This window comes from Levilactobacillus andaensis, from assembly GCF_016861695.1.
Lineage (GTDB): Bacteria > Bacillota > Bacilli > Lactobacillales > Lactobacillaceae > Levilactobacillus > Levilactobacillus andaensis.
This window is the reverse complement of sequence record NZ_BOLP01000004.1, coordinates 373,623-395,725: the sequence shown is the minus strand read 5'-3', so window position 1 is coordinate 395,725 and position 22,103 is coordinate 373,623. Positions and strand designations below refer to the sequence as shown.

The window sequence follows — 22,103 nt, the reverse complement described above, 5'->3', positions numbered from 1 at the left end:
GGTAGTTAATTGGAGAAAACAATTACCCCGGTTGCTGGTTTAGACGTTGTCTCGGTTATGAAGGAATAAAACATCTAGAAGCGGGCGCTAACACAAAAGTCTTGGCTGATTATACCACTGGTGTGAAGATAATCACTTTAGTAAAAATATCGATAATAGGGTTGAAACGTCAATAGTCTGTGATTTCTCGGATTATAAAATTAGTAACAAAATGGGCGCTATTTTTAGAGCGAACAAAGTTTAAAAGTAACTTTATTTGACTTTTGTAACTTGGAATTATAAGATGGTTTCAAATTAAAACATGACTAAAATAATCTGATTACACTTCAAAGGAGAATCTACGTGCAAGCTGCTCAATTACTGAAATATGACAAGAATTTTAAATTGGTTGTTAAGGATATCCCAATACCAACCCCTACTGAGAATGAAGTATTGGTCAAGGTAAAGGCAGCTGCTGTCAATCCATTGGAAAGGTTAATTGGGATAGGCTATCTGAAGTTGATGGAAAAATATTCGTTGCCATTGACGACCGGAAATGAGTTGTCAGGTGTCGTCGAATCAGTTGGTAAAAGTGTCAAAGAATTTAAAGCTGGCGATGAAGTATATTCACGTTTGCCATTAGAAAAAATTGGTGCTTTTGCGGAATATGTGGTCATCGACTATCACGCAGTGGCCAAGAAGCCAACAGGTCTAGATTTTGTTCATAGCGCTGCGGTTCCATTAACGGGATTAACGGCGTATCAGGGATTGACCGAAGAGTTAGCAGCACAGCCTGGAGAAAGCGTGATGATTCCTGGTGGTTCGGGTTCGTTTGGACAAATGGCTATTCCGATTGCAAAAGAGATGGGATTGAGAGTCATGGTTAGCGGGAATGCGCGCTCGAAGCAGTCGGCCATTGATATGGGAGCAGAGCAATATTTTGATTATCGGCAGCAAAACTATTGGGAGCATCTTGAGCCAGTTGATTATGTTATTGATACCGTTGGCAAAAAGGAACTGGACCACGAATTACAGGTTTTGAAGCCGGGCGGTAGATTATTGTCATTGATCATGCCGCCTAATCGACAGTTTGCCAAGGACCACAATATGCCATTTTGGAAAACGGTATTATTCGGGATTGCAGGTAGTGGCATCGATAGGAAGGCTAAACAAGTAGGCACTGATTATCGGTTTATTTTCGTTAGAGGCGATGGCGAGCAACTGAAGAAGATTACTAAAATTGTCGAAGAAAACAATATCCAACCAGCGGTCGACCCAACCGAATTCAAACTAGCAGATATTAATCAGGCAATCGACTATGTCTCTAATGGACATCCCAAGGGAAAAGTAGTCATTAGATTTTAGAAACGGGTTTTGTTGGTTAGGTGACTAGTACTGCCATGCTAGTTGGTGGAAGTAGCCAGGTCATCAAAAATAGAGAGTGAGCTGAATTTTCAGCTCACTCTCTATTTTTAGTGCCTCAACGGTTATAAATAAAATGCCAATTCAAATGCCACTCAGCAACTACTCACAGAATACCTTTAAACAAGAATCGTTTAATAGCCGTGTATTGACACCTATTATTTTTCTCTGAAATCTATCCAATGGACCCTACCGGATTTGAACCGACGACCTCCTGCATGCGAAGCAGGCGCTCTCCCAACTGAGCTAAGGGCCCAAAACTTACCCATTAATTATAGCACGTTCGCGCAGAATGTTAATGGGTAAGTTGGTTAGCTTACGAACGACGGCGACTGTGAAACAAGTGTTGCCAAATGTTTTTGCTGTCGGTCTGAAGCATGAGTCGTTGGTACTGGCGACCAATGTAGAGAGCGAACAGACCAATCGCGACTAACAGAATTGCTAGTGAGCCAATCTGTTCGCCAAGACCCGCTGTGCCATTGATGATGCGCATCGGCATGAAGTATGACGAGAAGAAAGGCACGTAGGACAGAATCTTCACAAGTACCGCGTCCAGATTATTCTGGAAGGGCAGGGCAATGAAGAAACCGGCCATGCTGAGCATGATGACTGGTTGGGCGGCTTTGGAAGCGTCCTCGGCCTTTGCAACTAGCGCGCCACTGTAGGCGGCAAGAATGGTGTAAATGACCACGCCCAGTAGGACATAGAGCAGATTCAGATTAAATAAATTATGGAAAATACCCTTGACCAAGGATTGATTGGCCAACACGAGTTTCTTGATCCCCGCATTTTGCATGGCAATCGTGTATCCTAGCCAGCCCCCGCAAATGTAGATGACAATTTGCGTCACAATAACCAACAGGATTCCTGTGATTTTGCCAATGAAGTAGCTGGTAGCCGTGGTACTTGAGAAAATGATTTCCATAATTTTGGTCCCTTTATCGGACGCAATTTCCTGTGCTGCGATGGTGGAGTAAGTGATTAAGATAATGTAGATCATGGTGATTAACACCCAAAAAGAGAGTGTCTTGACTAAATTACTTGTTCCAGTTTTAGCCGCAATGTGTTGTTTCAGGACCGGTGTTTGAGCGAGGGCCTGTTGTTGCTTGGGCGTGAGTTTGGCCGTTTGATAGTTCTTGAGCTGTTGATATTGCAGCAAAAAGTTTTGGACCTTCGCCTTGAGACCGCTGTCCATAGCTGTGCTCCCATGGTAGTCGCCGCGGAGTTGCGTACCGCTGGCGTCCAGGGTGAGGTAGCCAGCAAGGTGGTTGGCTTTCACAGCCTTTTTGGCCTTAGCCGTCGTGGTGATCTTGGTATTGATGCCCGACTGATGTTGTTGCAGATAGCTCTTACGGAGGACCGCCGAGTCACTGATAACGGCCACCTGATGGCTACTGCTACTGCTGTTGGCACTGACGTAGCTGATGCCGACAGTCACGGCAATCATCAGAAATGGGCCCAACACCATAAACAGAAAGCTCCAAGACTTAATCTGCCGCAAGTAGGTTTCAAATGTGACAATCCAGGTTTTAGACATGTTCTTCACCCACTTTCAAACGGAAAATCTCATCCAGAGTCGGCGGCTGTTGACTAAATTCTTCGATGTAGTGGCCCTGCGTGAGGGCGTCAAAAATCGCTGGACCCGCGCTGGCATCGGTCAGATGAAGGACGTAACGGTGGTTGTGGCGGTCAGTCACGCTGCCAACGCCGGCAAGGGCCTGGAGGTGTTCAGCGGTCCAATCGGTCGTGACGAAGAGCTCCGTCTTGCCGAATTGGTCGCGCACATCGTCGAGGTTGCCATGTAAGACCACGTCGCCCTTACGCAGCATGACGAGTTGGTCGCACAACGCCGTGACGTGTTCCATGTCGTGGCTAGAGAAGATGATGGCGGCGCCGCGGTCCTTAGCCGCAAGCACGGCCTGTTTTAAGAGGTCGGCGTTGACTGGATCGAGGCCACTAAACGGTTCGTCCAGAATCAACAGGTCGGGTTGATGGATCAAAGTACAGATGAGTTGGACCTTTTGCTGATTCCCTTTAGAAAGGTCATTGATTTTACTTTTCCGGGTCCCCTTAACGGCGAAACGTTCCAGCCAATCGTCGATCTGTGGCCGAATGACCTTAGCCGATTGGCCCTTCAGGCGCGCTAAGTAAACGATTTGTTGTTCAATGGTCAATTTCGTCATCAGACTACGTTCTTCAGGCAGGTAGCCGATGTGGTCAAAGTCAGTGGCGGACAGCGGGTGGCCTTGCCATTGAATACTGCCGCCGTAGTCAATAAAGTTTAAAATACTGTGGAAGGTCGTGGACTTACCGGCCCCATTTTGGCCGATCAAGCCCATAATCTGGCCATTAGGCACGTCAAAACTAACATCGTTTAACGCCTTAACGGAACCAAATTCCTTACTGATATGTTGAATGCTTAGCATGGCAATTCTCCTATCACGTTGATAGTCCTCATTATACGCGAACATGGTAGTGAAACTAAAGACAGCTCGGGACTTTGTAAGGTTAATGTCATGTTGCACATTAGGTTCACTCAGACCGCGAGAGACAAAAACTGCCGGTCAAGGCAAAGGGGCCTGATCGGTAGTTTGATTTATTTTTTAATTTTTAGATTGTGGCTGAGCGTCGCTATTGACCTGTGCTTGCGCACGGGCTGTAACGCGACCGGGCCGCATGTTGAAGATGATGTTGAGCAGTACGGCGGAAAAACTCCCAATGACGACCCCGTTGTTCATGATGATCTGAACGGATTGGGGGAGGGCTTGGAAAATCTGCGGGTAGACCGTGACGCCTAAGCCGAGGCCAATGGAAATGGCAGAAACTAATAGGTTATTGTTGTCCTTGAAATCGACCTGTTGAAGCATCCGAATGCCTTGCACGCCAACCATCCCAAACATGACGATCATGGCGCCGCCCAATACGGCGTTGGGGATGACCGTGGCCAACGCTCCGATTTTGGGCAAGAGGCCCAGCAGCATTAGGAATAGTGCTGAGAAATAGAGCGGCTTACGGGTCTTCACACCAGAAAGTTGAACGACCCCAACGTTTTCGGAGAAGGTGGAATAGGGGAACGTGTTGAAGAGGCCACCGAGGATAACGGCGATGCCTTCCGCTCGGTAGCCGCGTTTCAGGTCTTTGGCCTCAATCTTGTGACCCGTGATTTCTCCCAGGGCGAAGAAGACGCCGGTCGATTCCACCATGGTCGTCAGTGAGACCAGAATCATGGTCAGGATGGACGACCATTCGAACTTGGGCGTACCGAAGTAGAAGAATTGGGGCAAATGGAACCAACTGGCCTGGCCCACGGCCTTTAGTGACACCATGCCGAGTGCACTGGCAATTAAGGTGCCAATCAAGATACCGGCCAGGATAGCCAATGACTTCAAGAAGCCCTTGGCAAAGGCATTGAGACCGAGGATGATGCCCATGGTCAAGAAACCGACCAGTAACATCTTGGGATCACCGAAATTCTTGGCCGTTGCATCGCCACCCCCGAGGTCCTGAAAACCAACGGGAATCAGCGTGAAACCGATGATCGTAATCAGCGACCCGGTCACCACTGGCGGGAAGAAGTTCTTGATTTTCGAGAACCAGCCAGAGATGAGCAAGATGAAGATTCCGGCACTAATAATCGCGCCATACATCACACCAACACCGTATTGATTTCCGATGGCGCTCAACGGCGTCACGGCTTGAACCGCACAGCCGAGTACCACGGGAAGACCGATCCCGGTCAACGGTGTTCGTTTTAACTGTAGAAGGGTTGCAACCCCACACATAAAGATATCCGCACTGATCAAGTAGGCCATCTGCATGGCGTTAAAATGAAGCGCACCCCCAATCAGTAAGGGGACAATGACATCACCAGAATACATGGCTAATAAATGCTGAAACCCGAGAATGGCCGCGCGCCACATGGGAAGCGACGGCGTGTTATCTGATGATGAAGCTGATGTTGCGGACTTTGTGGACTGCAAGAAAAGGTCCTCCTTCTCGTGATGTCCATACGCCGCCAAGGTAATTTTTTGAAAACAAAAAGCTCCCTTTGCAAAAAGAGAGCTACTGAAACCTTTACCGACGAACTCTTTTCATCGGCAAAAAGAGTTTCGTCCTCAATTTGCTTATAGTCCAGAGTTTACGGCTCTGGGTAGAAACTCGCCAACCTTATCTTGGCATTATATAGGCAATCACTTATTTTTTTAATTGGAATGTCACTTACTTTACCACTGTGAAATGAAAATGACAACACGGTCGGTCATTTTTTGATTTTGTGCCAGAGCGATTTGAAAAGACCGTTGAACCAGGTCAACAGTGGGCCCCAGTCGGCCAAACCACCCGATGAACTATATTTCTTGGGATGGATGTGCGGCCCGGGGATATAGACTTTGTCGGAATCTTCTTTTTTTGACATCTCGTTTCATCCTCTCCGAATTCTAACTAAATTGTACCGCAACTTAGGGTACAATGTGGGTACCCAATTATTTTTTAGTAGTTGTGTCAGGCAACATGGTGTTTGCCAGCGCCTTACCGGCCGGCAGATATGGGCTGGAACGGTGCGAACACAACTTGAAGCCTCGCAAGTGCCGAGTCTTCAAGATTGGTTTTCTGCTAAGCCGGCCAGAAACGCCGACCAAGCAGAACGACGCGCCTGAGCCCATATCTGCCGACCTCTCGGCTGACGTCGGTGCTTGATGGCACCGGTCGTTTGGGTAGCACATTGACTATTAGATTGACCGGGGGAGTGGTCAGTATAATGATGTGTCACGGAAGCGTACAATCTTAGCAGGAGGAGGCCAGGGATGTAGCCAGCCGCGTTGTCAAACCTTTCGCCTCAGTCCGGAGCGTCCCCACGGCAGGCGGAATCCCTGGCAGCCGCAGTGCGACCAGGTTTAGTCAATCCAATTACTATTGCCAAAAAATAAAATTAAACCATGAAAGAAGCTGGATAGATCGTGAAGAAAATTTTAGCCATTCATACTGGCGGTACCATTTCCATGTCGCAAAACGACCAGGGGGAAGTTGTCCCTAACGCCAAGAACCCGATTGCTCAAGAAGAAACCATTTTGGCTGGGCGGGTGCAGTTGATCACTGATGAAATGTTCAACTTGCCCTCACCGCACATGACGCCGGTGGAGATGTTGAAGATCAAGCAGCGCATCGACCAGGCCGAGAAAGACGGCATCGATGGCGTGGTCATCACCCACGGGACGGATACGCTGGAAGAAACGGCCTATTTTCTGGACCTGACCCTACCGAACACCATTCCCGTTGTCGTGACGGGGGCTATGCGCTCATCTAACGAGGTTGGGACCGATGGCTTATACAACTTCCGTTCCGCTATCGAAGTGGCCGCAGACGACGCTTCTCGCGGTAATGGCGCCATGGTCGTCATGAACGATGAGATTCACACGGCCCGTTACGTGACCAAGACGCATACGACCAACGTGGCCACGTTCCGCACGCCGACTTTTGGCCCTATCGGAATCGTGGCGAAGGACCACGCCGTTTATTTCCAGAAACTGATCAACCAGGACACCTGTGATATTGATCACGTCATCGACCACGTTTACCTGATCAAGGCGTATGCTGGGATGGACGGGAGTTTGTTCGATTTCCTCGATAACGACCAGACGGCAGGGGTCGTCATCGAAGGCTTGGGCGCCGGGAATTTACCACCCCAAACGTTACCCGCAATTCAACGCCTGTTAGACCGGCAGATTCCTTTAGTTCTGGTGTCGCGGTGTTATAATGGCGTCGCCGAGGATATTTATGACTATCAGGGTGGTGGTATCGAACTGCGGAAGATGGGACTGATGCTGTGCCAAGGCTTGAACGGGCAAAAAGCGCGGATCAAGCTTCTGGTCGGCCTCAGCGCCGGTCTGCAGGACGATGACTTGAAACAGTTTTTAAGCACCGCTGTTTCTTAATGGGATGACAACTGCCTTGACGGGCTATTTCGGTCAATATATGGTAAGATTTTCAGATAAGATAAAGGGGGTCGTCATGTGAATTCAATTGTGAATGATTTAAACCGGGCATTGGCCCAGCAGTTACTGGTCAACGTTTACCAAACGAACCAAGAGGTCGTGTACACCGGCTACGTGACGACGGTCAGCGATACTGGCATTATCCTTGCCACGTATGATGACTACGGATTGCCAGACGGTGCGGTTTTCCTGGCACTGGACGTGATCGATGAAGTCGAGTTCTCCAGCGATGACCTCGACAACATGGCTTTTCGGATTCAGACCGCTAAGGATGAGGCCTTTATCAAGGCAGGCGGCTTAACGCTCCACTTTGACGAACGGCGGGACTTACGGCGGCAGGTGCTGAGCCACGCTTGGGTCGATCATCTGGTCGTCATGTTAGTCATGGCCAACGATGACCATTTTTACGAAGGCTTAGTCACGGCGGTCGCTGCTGATCAGATCACCGTGCAGTTGTTAAATAAGTTTGATTATAGTGACCAACCAGAGCTTAAATTGAAGCCGGACGATATCCAGGTCTTAGAATTCCAAGGCCAGGAGTTAACCCTTCAAGGGATCGCGGCGACCCGGCTACAGCGGCTCAAGCACGTTGAACCCGTCAACGTCGAAGACCCAGAACAGATTCCGGATACCTTGCAGCAATTAGCGGGCAAGGACCCACTCGTTGCCTTGGTACCGGAACAAGATCAGGACCTGTTCTTTGTTGGTCGGATCAACGTGGTGACGGACGATGCGGTCATCATGAATCTGGTCGACATGACTGGTCAATTCGGTGGCTACACGGTCATGCGGTTGGCAGAGATTCACGCGGTGGTGATCGAATCGGATTACCTGCAAACGATGCGTTTGTTCTCACTGCTCAACCGGTCGCGTCAGCATCAGATTCAGCCCGTGTTGAATGATGAGCGGCTGTTCGATCCGACGGTGGATCAATTTACCGCCCGGTTGACGCAGGCCGCAACGTTCCGGACGATTGTGCGCCTGAAGCTGCATGACGGCAGTAATCAACTGGGGTATCCCAGTCAGGTCGGCGGTGAACGGTTCATTTTCCATGAGGTCGAAGACAATCAATTGGACCAAGTTGGCCAAGTATACCGAATTACCGACGTCGATGAAATTGCGTTTGGCTATTTGGACGCCTACCTCGTTGAACGCCAATTACGAGTTGAAGGCGACCTATAGTCGTTGAATCGGAATCCGGGTGTTTGCCGGGTTCCCTACATAAGGAGTTGACAAGATGCAGTGGCACAAGCTTCCGCGCTGGATACGCGACACTCTTTCTGTCGTGGGCGCGATGTCCGTTTTGTTGATCGTCTATGATGGCTTCTTTACCAAGCACCCGAACTGGGCCTTAGTGCCACTCCAAATCGTGCTGGCGCTGGTCGCTGTGGGGGCATGGAGTTACTTTAGCTACCGCAGTCAGGCCAAACGTAAATTAGCCGAACAAGAAAAGGCGGCCGCTGTCAAACAGCGCGCCGTCGAACAGGAAAAGCAACGCATCGCTGCTGAGAAACAAGCGGCGGCAACGCGCGAAAAAAACTTAGAACGGAATCAAACGCACCAACAACGGCGCAGATAGGAGGGAAACGGATGGCGACGAGTGAATTGAAATTTTGTCCCCACTGTGGTGCGGCGGTCACGCCAAGCGATACCGTTTGCCCCCAGTGCCAGACGGACTTAGCGCCGTACAGACAATCGAGTGCGCCGGCTAAGTCTGCGCAGAAATTGAACTTATCTTCGTTGTACGCCAATCCGTACCGCGAGGGGATGAAGCGGCTACACGACCGTGACGGGGACTCAGCGCCCAAGAAACGGTGGCATTGGCCGTGGTCAAAGGAGTAATCACATGGCAGAGTTTACGGTTTTGCGGGGTGACATCACCCTGAGTCAGGTCGACGCCATCGTTAATGCGGCCAACACGACGCTCTTAGGTGGCGGCGGTGTCGACGGCGCGATTCATCGAGCGGCGGGCCCCGAGTTGTTTGAGGCGTGTGTGCCGTTTAACGGTTGTCCAACTGGTGAAGCACGCATCACGCCGGGCTTTAAGTTGCCCGCCAAATGGGTGATCCACACGCCGGGTCCCGTTTGGCATGGCGGTCAGGAACACGAGGCCGAACTGCTGGCAAACTGTTACCGGAATAGCCTCAAGGTTGCAATGGAACACGATTGTCGGACGGTCGATTTTCCGTCGATCAGTACCGGCGTGTATGGCTATCCGTTGGACGAAGCGGCGGCCGTTGCGACGCAGACGATTGCGACCGTCTTGGGCCACACCACCACGCTAGAACGAGTGCGGTTAGTGGCGTTCGATGACGCGACAGCTACAGCCTACAGAACGGCCTGGGCGAACTTGGTGGATTAGAAAAGCGTGCGACAAATGGTGGTTAGCAGGGTTAAGTCGAGCCAGCTATAAGCACTTGAAGATACAAAAGAGGCCATGACGTTGGTCATGACCTCCCACAAGGACCTGAGAAATTGTTCTCAGGTCCCGTTGTTCGTTAAGGCTTGGTGGAGATGAAACTCTTCAGGGAACTTTGTTCATCACTGGTGGGATCTAACTCACCGGTCTTGATCGCGTGGAACCGTTCAACGGAAACCCGCGACCCAAACGCCATTTCACCGTCAGTTTTGTCGTACTTCTTTTGGTAGGCGATGATTGCTTCAGCCAAATCACTTAATTCTTGACTCATTTAATATCCCTCCAAATGGTAAATCCTAATGACTGCTTAAGTTCATTATACTAAACTTTTTAAAAAGCGGCGAAATTAGTCCCGATATCTGGAACTTTTTTCCGATTTTACTTGATGAACGGCGGAAAATTGCGTAAACTAATATCCAATATGATAATTGGCGCGCTGACTGTTAAATTTCTTTAGCGTAATTGTTAACACAATTTTTTATTTCTGTTACCGTTTTGTGATAGTAAACGATTAAGCTAGTTGTTAGGTTTAGTCGTTAAGCTAATTAGTGAGGTGACAGGATGAATTTAAAGCGCGTCATTGGGACTCTGGCAACGGCCGTGATATTATTAGCAGTGATTAGTGGCCTGTCATGGTTTACAATGGGGAAGAGAACAATCACCCAATCAAATACTCAGCCACGAATCGTGAAGTCAGCGACTCATGTGCATCCGCACCCAGCATCAGCGGAATAACTTGCGGAATCTATTTCCGCCCCGAAGTCGGGCAACCGGCTGTTTCACTTAATCGATGGTAATCATAATGATTACATGACTACAGTCACTTGTAGTTTATCAAGCAGGAAGTCAGGTCAGCCCTCGGGCTGGCCTGATTTTCTTTGTGTAGAGAGTGTGGAACGGGGCGGTTAACTCCTGAGCATTAACGTCAATAAGTGCCCGACCGAGGGACTCGGTCCGGTGCTTATTGGGGTTAAGCGGAGGGAGTTGCCCCGTGGAACACGTTTTGGAAGCTGCCAGGATTGGGATGTCGTGGGCAAAGAACGAGTTTAACGATCTAGGCTAGAGCCAATTGTGCTCATCGCAAATGATCAAAAGCCACTGTCAGCAACCAAGCGAATCAAGCTTGCGTAACGACAGTGGTTTTGATTTACATAAAAAGACGCTAACCGACCAAACAGCCGTTTAGCGCCCCACATAAACTGATTTAGAAATGAAACCACTCACTCTGATTCTTACGAATGTCACTACGAATGCCGAAGAAGTAGACGAGAAACGCCGCCACGGCAATTCCAATGACAATCGTCCATAACCAAGCGTGGGTGTGGATGAACGTGAAGTAAGCAAAGCCCAACGTACTCAAACCAATCATACCAAGCGTGAAGGGCAGGTGCTCACTGTGAATGAATGCCACGGCCAGTCCTAAGACGACCGCACCACCAAACATGTCATCGCCACTCCCACGGGTTCCCAACCCGTTAAACAACGCGTACAGCTCGATCAGTACACCTAAAACCAAGGCCAAGTAGCCGAAAAATTGAACGAACGTTAACTGTCGTAAAGCTTTCATCAACGACACCACCTTCTCTCTTGCGGTGCCTCAATTATAGCGCATTACCGCGGTGTTGAAAAATCTGACGCTGGGGCTGTTTCGGGTAATGACCAATCCTCGTGATCCAAGGCCATTTGCCAGAAATTAAGTTCGTACCAGCTACTTTTTTCAAAGGCGGCCAGCAAATCTGGTGTGTTTTCTGGCGTTGCCACGTGGTTCGCCAGCGCCAGCTGATCCGTCATACTACCGGTGTAGTCGTCGGCATTATAGGTGTCGATCCAAGCCTGATAAATGGAAACGGGTGACCCTTGATTGGCTAACGATTGGCCAATTTCGGCATACAACCAGTAACAAGGGAGGAGCCCCGCCACCGCGCCAGCTGGACCGTGTGTCAGAAGTTCCCGATAGAGGTGACTCGTGTAGGCGTAGCCGGTTGGAGCCACTGGCGTTGCGGCGACTTCCGCCGGTGTAATTTTCAAACGGTCGAAGAACTCCTGGCGAATGGCAACTTCCCCTTGGCGTAAATGTTCCGCACCGGCGTGGAGCTGCTGGGCGACTAAAGGATCATCACTTTGGTCGGCGGCGAGATCGTGAATGGCGCCGAATTCCTTTAGGTAGTAGTGGTCCTGAATCAGATAATAGCGAAAGGTGGCTAAGGGCAGCGTGCCGGCTTGCAATTGTTGAATGAAAGGATGGCGCTTAGAAGCGTCCCAACAGGCTTTGGTCGCGGCATGGGCTTGGTCAGTAAACATCGAAAGATCTCCTTTACAAAAGTACATCGTGTTAATTAAGTCTAGGGTAAGCCACAGAAGAGCCCAATCTGAACCAGTAATAGGGCTCCGCCAAAGAACCACCAGTCACGGGCCACTAAGGAAATCGTCATGGCGTGCGTTCGCGGTGCGCCCTCGATAAAACCGTGCGAGGTCATGGCAGCGGCGAGTTGGTCGGACCAGTTCATGGCCGCCAAGATGACCTTAAAGTACAACTGCGGTGACCAGAAATGTAAGACCTGACCACGCATCATGGCCGCCGCTTTAATGGTCGCCACTTCCGCTTTGATCTTGGGCATCAGGTTGAAGGCCGCTAAAAAGCCATAGGCAAATTTAGACGGTAACTTGGCGTTTTGTTCGAGTGAGCGGGTCAACATCAGGGGGTCCGTCGTCTGGGTGAAGAGCCCGCCCATGTAGACGTAGACGAATAGCCGCGTGAAGATGACTAGCAAGAAATGGGGTGAGGCGCTTCCCCGTAAGGACAGCGACCAGACCAGCGTGCTAGAGAAGAAGAGGGGAACTAGTGTCAGGTAGAGCAGGCGCTTGAACGAGACGTGGTTGGCCAGCATAAGAATCAGACTGACGATGATCAACACCACGTTGACCGTCCACACCTGGGCGAAGGAAACCTCGAGTGCAATGAAGACGATCAGTGCTAATTTCAGACTCGGATTCATTCTGCCGCCCCCTCATACGTTAAGTGTTGTTGGTCCAAATGTAGGTGCAGCGTAATCAGGTCATCCAGGCCGCTCAATTGATGACTGACCATGATCAGTGTCAAGTTGAGGTCGCGTTGAACCGTGGTCAGGATGTGCATGACGACTTTAATGGACGCAAAGTCGAGGCCCTTCAAGGGTTCGTCCAACAGAAGCACGTCCGGCGCCATGATCAACATGCAGAGCAACTGGAGCTTCTTTTGCTGGCCGCTGCTCAACGAGTAAATGACCTGCTCGGCGTGGTCGGCTAGATTTAGTTGCGTCAATAGATCCTGTACGCGCGCGGCCGTAAAGTAGTCGGCATTGCCGAAACGGCGCGATAGGTCCAGTTCTTCGGTCACGGTGACGTTTAGAAATTGGGCCGTCGCCGATTGAAACATCAGGCCGACCTCACGGGCATACCGTTTGCGGGAGAGTTTTTGAATGTTGGTGCCAGCATAGGTCAGGTTTCCCTGATACTTGCCCAAGCGAACCAGCGCCCGAAAAAGCGTGGACTTGCCGCTCCCGTTTGGACCAGTGATGAGCGTTGCCTGATGGGCAAAGAAGCTGAGGTCTTGGGGCTGAATCAGTTGACGTTTGCCTTGCGCAATGCCCAATTGGTCGCCCTGCAAGCAGACGGTCAATTCAGAACTTGGTTGCGTGACGTGGGTCAAGCGCAACTGTTCCGGTGTGAAGGCGGCGAACCGCTGTTTTGTTTGGTCGGCCGACAACAGGGTCACCTTGCCAGAATCTAGCACGGCTAAATGGTCGACCCATTGGTCATAGCCACTCAAATCGTGATCGGCTAAAATGATTGTTTTTCCTCGTTGGGTGCACAGCGCCACCAACTTTTGCAGCAATGTCAGTCGGGTCGGCGGATCGATGCTGGCAAAGGGTTCGTCGAGCAAAATGACGTCGCTGTCCATAGCAACGATGATGGCCAGCGCGACCTTCTGTTGTTCACCACCGGATAGGGCCATGAGTGATCGGTCCTTGAGGTTAGTGATACCAATGAAATCCAGTGCCGTGTCAATTTTGGCCGGCATGGCGGCTGGGTCGACCCGTTGATTTTCCAGTGCAAATCGCAGTTCATTGACCACGGTATCCATGGTGAACTGCGTACTAGGTTCCTGAAAGAGCATGGCGACGGTCGCGGCCCGTTTGCCGGGCGCAATCTCGCTGAGTGTTTCCCCGTCAAACCTAATCGTGTTTGGTGCTGGTAGGGGCGTCAGACCGGCAATTAGGCGCAGTAAAGTCGACTTACCGCCACCGGAAACACCGGTCAATAGGGAAAACTTACCCCCGGGGAAGGTCACGGATAAGTCGTCAAGGACGGGCCGTTGCCGCTGGGGGTAAGTGAATGTGAGTGAATTTACAGTTACGGTGGCCAAATAGGTTCCTCCAATTAATGAGTTGCGTTAGGTAAAACGTGGGCGCGGACCAGTAAGTTGTTGATCAACTTGGTCAAGACGCCACCGAAGACGAAGACGGAAGCGAACCGAACGGCGAACAGCAGGAGTAAAAATGGAACGTGGTAGGCTGCGTAGCCACTCCGGAACAGGTCCCAAGTGAAGGTGACAATCGTGGTGGTCAAGGCAGTGAGCACCAAGGTTGGCCAGTTGTAGCGTTTGTAGCCGGTGAAGATGAAGCCCAATTCGGACCCAAAGCCTTGGACGACCCCGGAAATCAGCGTGCTGGCACCCCAGATACCGCCGAGAAACATTTCAACGACGGCCCCCAGTAATTCGCCTAACGTTGCGGCACCGGGAATCCGAATGATAAAGCCGGCTAGGGGGCCAGCCATGACCCAGATACCCAGTAAGAGTTCATTTGCCAGTGGCGACAGACCAAATGGGGCTAGTGCTGCGGCTAAAACCGTGTAGAGGGGCCCGATGACCCAGAAAATGACGCCCATAAAGATTGCTAGAATAGTGACCAGAATGATATCGCGGATATGCCAACGTTTCATGAATGATGCCTCCTAATTTTTGGCGACTGGGGTCACCAAAACGAAAAAAATCCCCACTAAAAAAATAGTGGGGTTCATTGATAGCTTAAAAGTACGCGTTCCCTTCGCTGGTATTAACCAGAGCAGGTTCAATGGGTTTGATCTCAGCCGCGATGGCACCCCAGTCGTATTTGATTACCCCTAGCGTAACCAATTTACAGGTGAAATGCAACCGCTAACGGCGATAATCGAATCGAGTCTCTAATAGATTTAGCCGCAAAAAGATGGTTTCCCAAAACATTATCAGCGCGGATTAGTCGTCTCAACGTGAGAGTATGAAAAGGGGTGAGTAGCCAGTTATAAGCTTAGTATTGAAAGGCGATTTGTACGATTTATTTCTGGTTTTAGTCAGCTCCGTCACAATGAACAAGTGGGTGATCATACGCAAAAAACGGATTGTATGCCGTCACGATAATTGTTGGAATCTTTACAGTTATTCTGTTTAGTCAGTAAACAATTGCCATGTAAGCCGAGAGGTCGCCAGATATGAGCTCAGGCGCGTCGTTCTACTTAGTCAGTGGGTGAACTTCCCGCTGGCTTAGTAGAAGACCAAGCTTGGAGACTCGTGGTCTGCGAGGCTTCAAGTTGTGTCCGCACCGTTCCAGCTCATATCTGGCGGCCGGTAAGGCGAAAGGACAACTAGTTTGCGCTGCCTAGCGATGGATTACGGCTAGGTTACGAGCCCAACAAGCAGGTTACAAAGTGGGGATTGGCCTTGTTTGTCGCCTGACTGGCGTGGTAGTGTAGTTCATGGACATTTAAAACGAGGGTTTAAAGAAGAGAGGACACCTATTCATTATGGGATTATCAAGAGTTAAAGGCGCATTGGTCGCGCTGTTATTGGCCATGACGCTCGGCACAGCAGTGGGCACACAGGTAACGGCACAGGCCGCGACCTACACCACGGTTTCTAGCAAGTCGGTGACCAAGACGGCTTATCACAAGAAGAGTACGAGTGGGGCCATTTACAATCAGTCACACAGCAAGAAAATTGCTAACCTGAAGACGTATCCTTATACGACTTGGTACGTGACTAAGCACGCCACGTTGCGGCATGGTAACTCCAAGGGTGTTTACTATTATGTGAAAAATTCGGCTGGCAGCGTGAAGGGTTGGGTTTGGCATGGCTACCTGAAGAAGGGCAAGTCGCCGTTTGGTCTGAAATATGCCAAGAATGCGATTGCCATGAACTATACGACGGGAAAAGCGGTCTGGTCTAAGAATGCCAATACGGCTCGGCCAATCGCGTCCGTTTCCAAGATTATGACCCTCTACCTGGTCCTGAAGAAGGTCGATGGCAGTACGGCCAAATGGAATCAAGTCGTGGATACCAGTGGTCGGGGCCTTATTTCAATGAGTCAAAATTCATCGGTTGGGGGCTTCGTTTTCCATACCGGCCACAAGTACACGGTCAAGGAACTGTATGATGCCGCGCTACTGGATTCATCGAACAATGCCGCCATCGCTCTGGGCAAGTGGGTTGCCGGTAGCAATGCCAAGTTTATTCAGCAGATGAATGCACAAGCCAAGAGCTGGAACTTGGGCAAGGCTCACTTTGTCTCCGCTTCCGGGCTGGAAAATAGTGACCTCCGTCCTTACGGCTATGCCTACGGGAGCGCCAACGCCAACATGGTTTCGGCCAAGGATGTCGCGTTGATTGCCCGCCACCTGATCAAGGACTATCCACGTGTCCTGACCGATGGTGCCGTTGGCTCGAAGACCGTTGATGGCCAATTGTGCTACAACTACAACAACTTATTATCTGGTCGGAAATACGCTCAGTCATCACTGAACGTTGACGGCTTGAAGACCGGCTACACGCCATTAGCTGGGTACTGCTTCGTTGGAACTGGTAAAATGGCAGGCAAGCAACGGATTATCACGGTCGTTCTGCACGATGAGAATGAGTTCACCGAAACGCGTTCGCTGATGAACCATGCTTATAAGAGTAGCAGTATGGCTGAGTAATTCTAGACTGGTGTGAACTGGTCGCACTGCGGTTGATTTCTACCATGATACTAGTTATGCGTAGGATTTATTCTGAAGCTGCAACAGGTGTATCAACAGGTTTCATTCGATGTAGAATATATCAAATGGATTTAGCACTTACTAAAAAAGTAGTTATCGTCTGAAATTATCAGATGGTAACTACTTTTTTTGCGTTTATGAGCTGAAAAATTCAGGCACCACTGTACGGCCAAATTACGCTAATCTATTCTCCTAGCCACGCTCCAGGTTCGCTAAACGCCGTTTGGATCATCGCCAGCAACTGACTGACATGGTAGCCGTCCGCAACCGCGTGGTGGGTGGTCACGGAGAGGGGCATGGTCCATTTGCCATCGTGCTCAGTGAACTTGCCGGCCTGAATCACCGGGAAGAAGGTCTGTAGCGGTGTGAATGGCAGCGGCACGTAGCTGGTGAAGTTGGTCCACGGAATGCTGCCAATCATGTACAGATTGGCGCTCTGTGGCTGTTTGGGGGCGGGGGTGTGTTGGTCGCCGTAGGTTTTAACATCGTCGAGATAGTTCTGGTAGAACGTTATAAAACTCGGGTCGTAGGCGGTCCACAGGTTGGAAATAGTGTGGTCGTCCTCATGAAAAATGGAGTAGGACGGGTGGAGAACGTCATACCGGACAAGCTGCTCGTTTTCTCGGCCAATCCGAAATTCGGGAAACTTGGTCAACACTTTCGAGACAAGGTAGAGGTAGGCCGGATTGAACTTGCAATCGTGTTCCCGTAACCAGGTCTTAGTCGCCGTGATATCGAGGTCGACGTTGACCGTAAAGCCGGTCGGCATCATTTTTGTAAAGTAGTAAAAGTAGTCGCGCCGAGACCAAGTTGCCAGGTCAATCGGTGTTGCGGTTGTATTTAGTGGCATGATAACTCCTTAATTGTAGTCGGGCTGGCACTTGTCCAGCCACTCTTGCTTGAGTTCCTTTAACTTCTGGCGCAGGTGGTCGACCCCGGCCGTGTCCTTCTTCCAGAGAACGCTGTAGCTGAAGGCGGCGGCACCCATCCGATTCCAATCTTCCTGCAGGTCGGTATCGTGGTAAAAGTTACCGTTCAGATTGGTCTGGTAGTAGCCCCAGCGGTTGTGGATGTTCGGGGTGACGTCGATGAAGGTCTTGCCAGATTGGTTATTCTTGATTTGAATGACCCCGTAAAATGTGGGGGTTGCTTTGTATTGTTGAATAAGTTCTTTATGATTCATGATTAACTCCTTGTGCTGACACGCCAATAGTCGGTGCCATCGGTGGTCCGGTCGAGATAGCCGTATTCGATCAATGACCGGCGCAAAATGGCGTGGTCGGCAAAAATTGGTTTGAGGATGGCCGTGATCTCGGCTTCTGTGAAGTGTTGGTCGTGCGGGATTTCCTGAATGATTCGTGACAAAATGGCAACGACGGCCTTTTGCTTCTTCGGCCACCGTTTGAGCTGAATGCCAACACCAGAGGTCGTCAGGTAGCGTTTTAGGTTTTGCTGATACTCGGCCTGGGTGATGATGAAGCGGTCGTCTAGGCTACCCGGTTGTTCGGGAACGGTGAGTAGCTGGTCTTCTGGAGCATTGGGGTGGTCAAAAACGTTGTCGTAAATTGCCAGATAGAGGCGAGCCTGCTTGGCTTTTTCGCGGAACGTGAATTTTTGATGGCGGACCGTGGCGGCGGCCACCTGATTTTGTTTGGCAATGTCGGCGTCCTTGAGGCCACTGTGGAAGGCTTCGAGGAGATCCCGTTGCTTAGCAGTTAGGGTGTTGTACTTACTGTCGTCGTTGATCAGGTCGGTCACCCGGTGGGGATGTTCTGCGCGCACGTGGCGCCGGATCATTTGGTCAGCGGGATAAAATTTATCGTTGGCAGCAAATACCTCGTCCGTCGCAAAGGTTGCCTGACAGGTATTGCAGATAAAGGCGGTCGGCGTTTGGTGCCAGCCCTGTTTCAATTCGGTTAGTGTGAGGTCAGATTGGGTCATGGTTAGGTTGCTCCTTTTAGTTAGCCCGCAGTCATATTTGGATTGCGGCTATCAATAGACCTCAGTGTACAAATGTTTACTAAATATGTCAACACTACTTTTAAAGTTTATTTATATTGCAAACACTTGATTTGGATACTTTTTCATCGCCATCTTTCAATTTTGACCGTGGATAAAACGCGACCAATCGTGGTTAAGCGCGGTATAACAATATTTGTAAGCGGATTTCGTTGCTTCTCAATGAGTCGACGGGTACTATGGACATACTTTAAAAGGAGGGACGAGCATGCCGACACCACGGGTAATCGCAACGGATCTAGACGGGACGTTTTTAAATGCTGCGGGGCACTATGACCAGCGCCGCTTTGATCGAATCTTAGCGGCGATGAAGCGGCGGGGGATGCGGTTTGTCATCGCAACCGGAGACCCGCTAGATCATGCTGTCGAGTTGTTTTCGGGATTAGCGAATGCCAGCGACCTAACTTACGCGGTAGAAGACGGCGCGCTGATTGTATTAGGTGATGGGACGATATTAACGGCGCACCCCATGCCGATGGCAGATTGGCAAGCGGCGGTGCAGTGGCTTCAAACGGAACCCGTTATGGCCGACAACTTTCTGATTGCATGTGGAACGGCGGCCGCGTACACCGAACTGGCCAGTAACAGCAGTCGGTTTCAAGCGTCGCAGGCGTTTTATCCCAGTCTCACCAGTGTTGCCGACCTCAGTGCCGTGCAAGACGAGATCCTTAAGCTAGACGTGACTTGGTTACGAGATGATGTTTCCCAGCAGGAAGCGGCCTTCAACCGGGAGTTTTCCGGGAGACTGACAGCGACGAGCAGTGGCCTAGGCGGACTTAACGTGAGTCTGCCAACCGTTAGTAAAGCGGCAGCACTCAGTCAGTTGGGCGACCTATGGCAGATCGACCCGTCTGAAATGGCAGCGTTTGGCGATTCGGGAAACGATTTGGCTATGCTACGACTGGTTGGTCAGGGACTGGCTGTGGCCAACGCCGCGCCGGACCTTTTGGCTGGTGTGGTGGCGCTGCCGTTGACGAATAATCAAGGGGTGGTCATGGAACAGATAGAGGCGTGGCTAGTTTGAGGGACTTCCGAACCGATTATTTTTTGACCCCCAACACCGTCGTTATCACGTAAAATCACTGGTAATGGGGGTGAGGGGTTATGACACAAATTAGTCCATTGGGGAAGTATCTAATCGACTTAGAGATTAGATGGCATCGCAGTCGGCAAATGAACGCGATTTACCGATCGCTAAAATTGGTCTTTCCGGTCATTCTCCTCGGGAGTTTAGCGGACTTTTTCGACACCGCCTGGCTACAAAAGACGGGCTATTACTATCAGACCCTGGGCGTGGGCCAGTGGGGTTGGCCGCTCAAGGTCTTGCGCGCCTACTTTCGTTTGATCAGTGCCGGAACACTTGGCTTTGCGGCGATCCTCCTTACGTTTGCCGTGAGCTTCTATTTAGTTGCGGCCGTCACGCCGCACACGACCGACCGCCTGATTGCCGGCATGACCGCCGTGATCAGTTTGAAATTTTTTAACGTGAATCGGGCCTCAGTCCTGACATTAAAACCAGTTCAGTGGCTCTCAACTAACCTAGGCATTCAGGGGGTCTGCATCGGGATTCTCATGGGACTCCTAGTTGGCAATGGGTATCGGTGGTGGCTCCAACGCCAATCAACTGTGGAGGAAAATCTGCCCCGCACGCTCACGATTACCAGTGGGTGGTTGCTAGTCATGGCGGCCTTGGGTTTGCTGTGGATCAGCACGCAGACGGTGGGGCTCAACGTGGCCTTTGCTAGCATCGTGCGCTGGCCGTTTAAATTACCCCATTTTATTCTGGGCCTACTGGGATTCAGCACGTTAAGCAGCCTATTTCAATGGTTGGGGGCACTAGGTCCTTTGACGGCTGGGAGCGGGCAAACGATTGAGACGGCTCAGAACCTGGCGGCCGTTTTGAACCACAGTGGGTGGCAAGTACCACATCCGGTGACGTTGCACACGATTGTGACCGTCTATACGACTATGGGCGGAACGGGAATGGTGTTGGCGTTACTCCTCGCCATTTTCTTGAGCAAACCAGACCCCTTGCAGTGGCGCGTTGGCTGGCTGAGTGCATTGCCGACCCTGGGAAATTTGAACACGCCATTGTTAGTGGGACTACCGGTGATGTTTAGTCCAATTCTAGCGGTACCATTTTTGCTCGCACCGCTGGCCTGCACCCTCATCAGTTGGGCCTGTGTCCGGTTACAATTGGTACCAGCGGTCGCCTATCCCTTGGCAAATGGAACGCCGGGCCCCTTGATCGCCTACTTAGGGACCGGTGGCAGTTGGTCAGCCCTGATATTGGCAGTCGTCAATCTTGTGATCAGTACCGCCATTTATTATCCATTTGTGAAGTGGTTTCAGTTAGCGCGAAGGGGTGAGTGAACATGAGAAGAAAACAAACGTTTCACAGTTTTTGGCTGATTCTAGGGGCCATCTTTCTGCTCTGTTTGCCTGGATTTATTTGGCGACCGCATCAAGAAGCCCACGTCCGCGCGACCTATCGCAGTATGATTGCACCGGTGTTCCTGGTGCCGGGGTCCAGTGCGACCCAGAATCGGTTCAACGCGCTGGTCAAAGAACTTAATAAGGAGTCCGGGACGAAGCACAGTTTGTTGCGCGTTGAGGTGATGACGGATGGAACATTGAAGTACTCAGGAACCGTCCGCCAAGATGATATGCGACCGTACATCGTGGTGGGGTTTGAGAACCGGCACGATGGGGCGACTAACATTGAGAATCAAGCTAAGTGGTTTGGTACCGCCTTTCGTGCGTTGCAGAAAACGTATGGCTTCAATCACTTTTCGGCAATGGGTCATTCCAATGGTGGACTGGTCCTGACGCTGTTCATGGAAGATGAGCTGGCCGCAACGCACGTGCATGCCGATCAGTTGATGACGATTGCCGCACCATTTAATTTGGAAGAACAGGACCCCAAGGTAGATACGCCGCTATTTGACCGGCTATGTGCCAACCGGGGCCGGTTGCCCAAGCAGTTAGTCGTGTACTCGATTGCCGGCAGTAAGACCTACACGGGAGATGGAATCGTGCCGTTTGACAGTGTGAACCGGGGCAAGTACATTTTTCAAAATCAGGTCAAGAGCTTTACCCAGATGACGGTCACCGGTGCGAATGCCAATCACGCCAACCTGCCGGAAAATCAACAGATCGTCAGTCTGATTCAGCAGTATTTACTTTGAAACAAGTGAGTTGTGTCCACCGCATTTAACCCCGTA

Annotated in this window: 24 protein-coding genes, 1 tRNA gene and 2 riboswitches; of the genes, 11 read left to right on the top strand and 14 right to left on the bottom strand. The window is 50.6% G+C overall.

The window, feature by feature from the left end:
- Positions 1–342: 342 nt before the first annotated feature.
- Positions 343–1,344 (top strand): NADP-dependent oxidoreductase, encoded by a 1,002-nt coding sequence (locus tag JUF10_RS04390; RefSeq protein WP_203641021.1) that lies wholly within the window; start codon positions 343–345, stop codon positions 1,342–1,344.
- 240 nt (positions 1,345–1,584) lie between these two features.
- Here the strand turns inward: JUF10_RS04390 and JUF10_RS04385 are convergent.
- The 5 genes from JUF10_RS04385 to JUF10_RS04365 all read right to left on the bottom strand — a co-directional run bounded on the left by JUF10_RS04385 (position 1,585) and on the right by JUF10_RS04365 (position 5,815).
- A tRNA-Ala gene (locus JUF10_RS04385) sits at positions 1,585–1,657 on the bottom strand.
- Positions 1,658–1,717: 60 nt separating this feature from the next.
- On the bottom strand, positions 1,718–2,938 hold the full coding sequence (locus tag JUF10_RS04380; RefSeq protein ID WP_203641019.1) for an ABC transporter permease: 1,221 nt from the start codon (positions 2,936–2,938) through the stop codon (positions 1,718–1,720).
- The gene (locus JUF10_RS04375) at positions 2,931–3,827 is read right to left on the bottom strand and encodes an ABC transporter ATP-binding protein (RefSeq protein WP_203641017.1); all 897 of its coding nucleotides are present in this window, start codon (positions 3,825–3,827) and stop codon (positions 2,931–2,933) included. The genes JUF10_RS04380 and JUF10_RS04375 overlap by 8 nt, the downstream gene beginning before the upstream one ends.
- A 177-nt stretch (positions 3,828–4,004) precedes the next feature.
- Positions 4,005–5,321 (bottom strand): nucleobase:cation symporter-2 family protein, encoded by a 1,317-nt coding sequence (locus tag JUF10_RS04370; protein ID WP_203641092.1) that lies wholly within the window; start codon positions 5,319–5,321, stop codon positions 4,005–4,007.
- Between the two features lie 187 nt (positions 5,322–5,508).
- Positions 5,509–5,607, bottom strand: a riboswitch (purine riboswitch).
- Positions 5,608–5,659: 52 nt separating this feature from the next.
- On the bottom strand, positions 5,660–5,815 hold the full coding sequence (locus tag JUF10_RS04365) for a hypothetical protein (RefSeq protein ID WP_156166934.1): 156 nt from the start codon (positions 5,813–5,815) through the stop codon (positions 5,660–5,662).
- A 538-nt stretch (positions 5,816–6,353) separates the two neighbouring features.
- On the opposite strand from JUF10_RS04365, the gene JUF10_RS04360 reads away from it, so the two are divergent.
- The 5 genes from JUF10_RS04360 (at position 6,354) to JUF10_RS04340 (ending at position 9,753) form a co-directional block, all read left to right on the top strand.
- Positions 6,354–7,331: an asparaginase gene (locus JUF10_RS04360; RefSeq protein ID WP_308440210.1), complete on the top strand. Its 978-nt coding sequence runs from the start codon at positions 6,354–6,356 to the stop codon at positions 7,329–7,331.
- A gap of 78 nt (positions 7,332–7,409) precedes the next feature.
- Positions 7,410–8,573, top strand: a complete 1,164-nt coding sequence (locus tag JUF10_RS04355) for a hypothetical protein (RefSeq protein ID WP_203641013.1) — start codon at positions 7,410–7,412, stop codon at positions 8,571–8,573.
- A 55-nt stretch (positions 8,574–8,628) separates the two neighbouring features.
- Entirely contained in the window at positions 8,629–8,970 is a 342-nt protein-coding gene (locus tag JUF10_RS04350; RefSeq protein ID WP_203641007.1) for a hypothetical protein, read from the top strand.
- 11 nt (positions 8,971–8,981) lie between these two features.
- The gene (locus tag JUF10_RS04345; RefSeq protein ID WP_203641005.1) at positions 8,982–9,233 is read left to right on the top strand and encodes a zinc ribbon domain-containing protein; all 252 of its coding nucleotides are present in this window, start codon (positions 8,982–8,984) and stop codon (positions 9,231–9,233) included.
- Between the two features lie 4 nt (positions 9,234–9,237).
- Positions 9,238–9,753, top strand: coding sequence for an O-acetyl-ADP-ribose deacetylase (locus tag JUF10_RS04340; RefSeq protein ID WP_203641003.1), 516 nt, complete (start codon positions 9,238–9,240; stop codon positions 9,751–9,753).
- Between the two features lie 136 nt (positions 9,754–9,889).
- Here JUF10_RS04340 and JUF10_RS04335 read toward each other — a convergent pair whose 3' ends face one another.
- Complete coding sequence (locus JUF10_RS04335) at positions 9,890–10,081, bottom strand: LBP_cg2779 family protein (RefSeq protein WP_203641001.1); 192 nt, start codon at positions 10,079–10,081, stop codon at positions 9,890–9,892.
- Between the two features lie 290 nt (positions 10,082–10,371).
- On the opposite strand from JUF10_RS04335, the gene JUF10_RS04330 reads away from it, so the two are divergent.
- A complete protein-coding gene (locus JUF10_RS04330) occupies positions 10,372–10,545 on the top strand; it encodes a hypothetical protein (protein ID WP_203640999.1) in 174 nt (57 codons plus the stop codon).
- A gap of 469 nt (positions 10,546–11,014) precedes the next feature.
- On the opposite strand, the gene JUF10_RS04325 is transcribed toward JUF10_RS04330, so the two are convergent.
- Genes JUF10_RS04325 through JUF10_RS04305 form a run of 5 tightly spaced genes read right to left on the bottom strand, consistent with a single transcriptional unit; the run spans position 11,015 to position 14,793 of the window.
- Positions 11,015–11,377, bottom strand: coding sequence for a hypothetical protein (locus tag JUF10_RS04325; protein ID WP_203640998.1), 363 nt, complete (start codon positions 11,375–11,377; stop codon positions 11,015–11,017).
- 44 nt (positions 11,378–11,421) lie between these two features.
- The gene (tenA, locus tag JUF10_RS04320) at positions 11,422–12,111 is read right to left on the bottom strand and encodes a thiaminase II (protein ID WP_203640996.1); all 690 of its coding nucleotides are present in this window, start codon (positions 12,109–12,111) and stop codon (positions 11,422–11,424) included.
- 41 nt (positions 12,112–12,152) lie between these two features.
- Complete coding sequence (locus tag JUF10_RS04315) at positions 12,153–12,806, bottom strand: energy-coupling factor transporter transmembrane component T family protein (protein ID WP_203640990.1); 654 nt, start codon at positions 12,804–12,806, stop codon at positions 12,153–12,155.
- Positions 12,803–14,215, bottom strand: coding sequence for an ABC transporter ATP-binding protein (locus tag JUF10_RS04310; protein WP_203640988.1), 1,413 nt, complete (start codon positions 14,213–14,215; stop codon positions 12,803–12,805). Before JUF10_RS04310 ends, JUF10_RS04315 begins: the two co-directional genes overlap by 4 nt.
- Before the next feature lie 14 nt (positions 14,216–14,229).
- Entirely contained in the window at positions 14,230–14,793 is a 564-nt protein-coding gene (locus JUF10_RS04305) for an ECF transporter S component (protein WP_203640987.1), read from the bottom strand.
- A gap of 81 nt (positions 14,794–14,874) precedes the next feature.
- Positions 14,875–14,966, bottom strand: a riboswitch (TPP riboswitch).
- A gap of 664 nt (positions 14,967–15,630) precedes the next feature.
- Here JUF10_RS04305 and JUF10_RS04300 point away from each other — a divergent pair.
- Positions 15,631–16,800, top strand: a complete 1,170-nt coding sequence (locus JUF10_RS04300; RefSeq protein WP_203640985.1) for a serine hydrolase — start codon at positions 15,631–15,633, stop codon at positions 16,798–16,800.
- Positions 16,801–17,044: 244 nt separating this feature from the next.
- Here the strand turns inward: JUF10_RS04300 and JUF10_RS04295 are convergent, their stop codons facing one another.
- From JUF10_RS04295 to JUF10_RS04285, 3 genes are read right to left on the bottom strand one after another with little or no spacing between them, the layout of a single operon-like run.
- Positions 17,045–17,710 carry a chloramphenicol acetyltransferase gene (locus tag JUF10_RS04295; protein ID WP_203640983.1) on the bottom strand — a complete coding sequence of 222 codons (666 nt, stop codon included), beginning with the start codon at positions 17,708–17,710 and terminating at the stop codon, positions 17,045–17,047.
- Between the two features lie 9 nt (positions 17,711–17,719).
- The gene (locus tag JUF10_RS04290; protein WP_203640982.1) at positions 17,720–18,043 is read right to left on the bottom strand and encodes a GIY-YIG nuclease family protein; all 324 of its coding nucleotides are present in this window, start codon (positions 18,041–18,043) and stop codon (positions 17,720–17,722) included.
- A 2-nt stretch (positions 18,044–18,045) separates the two neighbouring features.
- A complete protein-coding gene (locus tag JUF10_RS04285; RefSeq protein ID WP_203640980.1) occupies positions 18,046–18,801 on the bottom strand; it encodes a DUF2087 domain-containing protein in 756 nt (251 codons plus the stop codon).
- A gap of 286 nt (positions 18,802–19,087) precedes the next feature.
- Here JUF10_RS04285 and JUF10_RS04280 point away from each other — a divergent pair, with 286 nt between their 5' ends.
- The 3 genes from JUF10_RS04280 (at position 19,088) to JUF10_RS04270 (ending at position 22,067) form a co-directional block, all read left to right on the top strand.
- Positions 19,088–19,903, top strand: a complete 816-nt coding sequence (locus JUF10_RS04280) for an HAD-IIB family hydrolase (RefSeq protein ID WP_203640979.1) — start codon at positions 19,088–19,090, stop codon at positions 19,901–19,903.
- Between the two features lie 80 nt (positions 19,904–19,983).
- A complete protein-coding gene (locus tag JUF10_RS04275; RefSeq protein WP_203640977.1) occupies positions 19,984–21,252 on the top strand; it encodes a PTS transporter subunit EIIC in 1,269 nt (422 codons plus the stop codon).
- Positions 21,253–21,254: 2 nt separating this feature from the next.
- Entirely contained in the window at positions 21,255–22,067 is an 813-nt protein-coding gene (locus JUF10_RS04270; protein ID WP_203640976.1) for an alpha/beta hydrolase, read from the top strand.
- The last annotated feature ends 36 nt before the right edge of the window (positions 22,068–22,103 follow it).